General features: G+C 43.2%; 2 protein-coding genes and 1 pseudogene. All 3 read right to left on the bottom strand.

Annotated features, from left to right (window positions below):
- A pseudogene (locus AB7U21_RS00965) lies at positions 1 to 209 on the bottom strand (methyl-coenzyme M reductase-associated protein Mmp3); the annotation flags it as partial.
- Positions 210 to 234: 25 nt separating this feature from the next.
- Positions 235 to 1,851, bottom strand: coding sequence for a methyl coenzyme M reductase system, component A2 (gene atwA / locus AB7U21_RS00960; protein ID WP_428386490.1), 1,617 nt, complete (start codon positions 1,849 to 1,851; stop codon positions 235 to 237).
- Between the two features lie 231 nt (positions 1,852 to 2,082).
- Positions 2,083 to 2,792 (bottom strand): HAD-IC family P-type ATPase (locus AB7U21_RS00955; RefSeq protein WP_428386488.1); only part of this gene is annotated, 710 nt, incomplete at its 5' end.

Below are 2,792 nucleotides of genomic sequence, written 5' to 3'. Positions count from 1 at the left end.
AAGAGTTCGATCACGAACTCTCCGGAGGTGGTTATTATCCGATATTCCACTACATTTTCTTCTTGTTCGATCTCAGACCTTTTCAGTATTCCTATTGAAATACCTTCTTTATAAGGTGCGTCAGATACCCGGATGGCATCCCCAAGAGTAGCTCTTTCAGGCAACTTTATTTCAATTCCGTTGACCTCTACTGTTATTTCGCCATCCATATCTGACACCTCTTTGCATAATTCTCTATTGATCTGCGTTCGCTTCGATCCTTTCGGTTTCGGTAAGTTGTGCGATCACTTTCCCTGGCTCCCCTATGTCCACAATCTCTCCATTTCTCATAAGGGCTACCCTGTCACATATCTCTTCCAGGAAGTCCATGTCATGGGATACGATCACAAATGTATTCCCCAACTCCTCCCTTGCTTTGAGAATGGATCTTGTGACATCTTTTTTAGTAATTGGGTCCATTGTACCTGTTGGTTCATCCATTACTATTATGTTTGGCTCCTTCATTAATATCTGAGCAAGTGCCACCCTGTGTCTCTCTCCTTCGCTAAGTTCGTCAGGCATCTTGGATAATATCGATTTTGCCTTTTCTTCTGTGAAACCAGTGGTTTTCAAAGTAATGATCGCCTTTCTTACTGCCAGTTCATAAGGCAGGTCAATACCGATAGACTCTGTGAGGTTATCTATTATATTGCGGTGGGTGTAAAGACTGTATTCCTGATGCAATATGCCCATGTACTGAAGTGCACGTCCCCTGCATTCCGGCCCAGGTTTTTTCATATCGATCCACTCATCTCCTACCCTCGTAACCACTTCGCCGCTGGTGGGCTGAACTATTCCCATGAGGATCTCTGAAGTAGTGGTCTTCCCCGCACCGCTGACCCCGGCAAGGCCGAATATCTCACTTTCTCTTACTTCAAAAGAGATATCACTTACGGCATTGACGACTCCTCTTGTAACTGATATGTACTTCTTTCGGAGATTTTGCACTTTTATTATAGGGTCGCCAATGGCAACGTCTTGCCTCTTCTCTAGTGCACATGCCATGCCTGTAAATTTCTTTGCCATTTCGCAGGGGTCTCCCTCGGCGACCATGGCCCCGTCTTCAAGGATGATTGCCCTGTCAGCAATATCCTCAACAACTTCAGACCAATGAGAGGTTATGATCATTGTCATATTGTAATCCTTGACAGTCCTCTCGATAACATCATGTACTATCTTTGCAGTCCTCGGATCAAGTGTGCCGGTAGGTTCATCTGCTAGCAGCAGCATTGGATTTCTCACAAGCTGGCGGGCAAGGACGACTCTCTGTTTCTCACCACCGCTCAGGTCTCGTGCTATATGCATCATACGGTGAGATAATTGTACTTTTTCCAGCAGCTCCATCGCCTTTGAAATGACATCTTCATCCTGCTGTCCAATTTCGGTAAGGGAATTTACTACATTTGTTATGACCTTCTCATCACCATACAGTGCAAAAGTGCGCTGCAGCATTATAGCTATCCTCTTGGTGATGTCTTTTCTTTTGTGGTCATGAATTGACATCTCAACAAAATCAGCATCAAAAGGTAGTAATTTTTCTCCGGGACATGCTGGACATTCACTTCCTATTTTGCTCGGAGGTTCGATATGACCGCATTTTTCACAGGTTGCAAGATGGTATATCACCTGCCCGCTTATACTTTCATATTCTTCTACTCCGCGAAGTACATGCATTAGAACAGTTTTACCTGCTCCGCTTCGTCCCAATATACCGATGACCTCTCCTTCGTTTATAGTAAGGTTTATGTCCTTCAGAACTTTTAAGCCGTCAAAATCCACATTAAGGTTTTTTACCTCGATGAACGCTGCCATTTATGTTCCTCCGTTTATGTACCGGCTGGAATTCTCCTAGTTCTGACTACCAGTTCAAATTACTTAATGGTATTGTATGGTATGTACTAAACTGCTAACAACTTCTGCCGGACATTTATAATTAGTTTTTAAATTTACTTTTTGTAGAGTATCATCTGCATTATATCAAACTATACATAAACGTAACGCATATTGTTTTCGCCGTTAACAATAAAAATCTGTCCCCTGCTCTTACCTATGGTCAGAAGCATTCAATGAGTCCACAATATCTATAACCTCTATGATATCACTGATCACATGATCAGCGGCTTCCAATAATCTTTGTGGTCTTTTATCCCCTTGCTGGATAGTGACTATCCCCACATCAGCAACCTCCAAGGCGCGAATATCGTTAACACCATCTCCAATCATCAGTACTATATCATATTTCTTTTTAAGGGCCAGTACAATATTAGCCTTCTCATCTGTAGTGGCTATATCGAAAACATTTGTAAGTGGGATGCAAAGTTTTTCAGCTACTCTCCTTAGTGAACGCATGGTGTCGCCAGATGCTATGTATGTATCGATGCCCCTGCTATGCAAAAGCTCTATTGTTCTGGGAGTATTGGAGTATAATTTTCCTGCTGTGCTCAGTACATATGGGATGAACTGCAACTGTCCATCCACGATCAGACCTGTTGCAATATAGTAGCTTTCAGGGCAACTCCGGTGTGCAAAAGCCAGGACTTCTATCACATCTCCCACTACGACCTTTTGGTCGTTGATTATTTCCATTGCCTCCTCTGTGCTCATCGGCCCACTGGAACAACTGATGTCTATTTTTAATCCATTATCAGCTATGAACCTCCGGAGTTCTGTTTTTGGATCAGTGTTCTCAATGGCAACAGGTTCAGCATGCATTACCACAAGAGCTCTTCTGGGTCTCTCTGCTACCAGCATGA

Source organism: Methanomethylovorans sp. (assembly GCF_050177135.1).
GTDB lineage: Archaea > Halobacteriota > Methanosarcinia > Methanosarcinales > Methanosarcinaceae > Methanomethylovorans.
Note: the sequence above shows the minus strand (reverse complement) of the source record. Positions and strands in the feature narration are given on the sequence as shown.

Bases quoted from the DNA above. Each gene is read 5' to 3' on its own strand.
- atwA (WP_428386490.1), bottom strand. From the start codon at position 1,851: ATGGCAGCGTTCATCGAGGTAAAAAACCTTAATGTGGATTTTGACGGC.